The organism is Crenothrix polyspora, assembly GCF_900163755.1.
Classification (GTDB): domain Bacteria; phylum Pseudomonadota; class Gammaproteobacteria; order Methylococcales; family Methylomonadaceae; genus Crenothrix; species Crenothrix polyspora.
On the sequence record NZ_FUKI01000010.1, the window covers coordinates 1 to 1,272 of the forward strand.

A 1,272-nucleotide genomic window follows, 5' to 3' on the forward strand; every position below is an offset into this window, starting at 1 on the left:
GTGTTGACTTTGAGCTTGAGGGTGTTTTCCAGATACCGTGTTACGCTTTGCATCACCCGCTCGCCAGCCTTCTGGCTTTTAACCAGAATGACCATGTCATCAGCATAACGCACGAAGCGGTGGCCTCGTTTATGCAATTCGTGGTCTAGCTGGTTGAGCAGGATATTGGCCAGCAAGGGCGATAGCGGCCCACCTTGCGGTGTGCCCACGTCGCTCGGTTCAATGTGCCCACCGACCAACACACCCACCCGCAGGTAGCGCCCGATCAAGCCCAGCAGCGGTTTGTCGCGGACACTGCGACCCAGTATGTTCATCAATACGTCATGGTTGACGGTATCGAAGAACTTGGCCAAGTCGATGTCCACGGCATAGCGGTAGCCGTCTTTTACGTGGCTTCGTACCCGCCAGATAGCCTGGTGTGCATTACGGCCTGGTCTGAACCCATAGCTTGAGTCACTGAATTGTGGCTCAAAAATGGGGGTGAGCACTTGGGCGATGGCTTGTTGGATCACCCTGTCCATGACGGTCGGGATGCCCAGTAGCCTTATGCCGCCGTCGGATTTGGGTATTTCTACCCGTCGCACCGGCTGCGGTTTGTATCGCCCCCCAACGAGTTGTTCACGGGTGTCTGCCCAGTGCGCCCGCAGGTAGTCGGGAAATTCACCGATGGTCAGCCCGTCTATGCCGGGTGCGCCACGGTTGGATTTGACCCTAGCCCATGCTTGGAGCAGGTTGTCTCTGGAGAGTACCGCTGTTAATAAATCGTCGTTGCGTTGTTCCATAAATATCTCTGTTTTCAAGGCTCGGTATGCACGCGCCGCCCGTTGTTTCTCGCCTGTCAGGCTTTAGTGATAAACGGAGGGTTGTACGCCTGCTCCTTGTGTTTCGTTGTTCAGCCCTTCACTCTTTTGACACCATTAGAGCTACTATGGCCTCTGCTGACTTCTGCCGCATCACACCGGACATTGCTGCACGGTGCGCTGTGATGGTGCTGGACGTTCTCTGCCGGTTTGCTTTGCTATGGCCTCGGTGGGCAGTCACCGTGGCGCGGGTTGATTGGGGTTCGGCTCAACCGATAGGCCGATTATTACGTCCAGCAACAGCCACCGCGAGTGTGGCAGACCTCCCCAGGTAAGGACGCGATGTTTCGGTATACAAGCGCCGCATTTACCATGCCTACTAAACCGATGGGCTTTGTCGTCCTGTGCCAACTCGCCCCGCAGGCTTGGCCTTATATGCGGTTTCTGTTCGTCGCCTCACACGTTTGCACTC

General features: G+C 56.1%; 1 protein-coding gene. It reads right to left on the minus strand.

Annotation, left to right across the window (positions count from 1 at the left end; genetic code table 11):
* Nucleotides 1-782, minus strand: a 782-nt coding sequence (gene ltrA / locus CRENPOLYSF2_RS00930) for a group II intron reverse transcriptase/maturase (protein ID WP_087142096.1), incomplete at its 3' end; no start/stop codon positions are given.
* Between the last annotated feature and the right edge of the window lie 490 nt (nucleotides 783-1,272).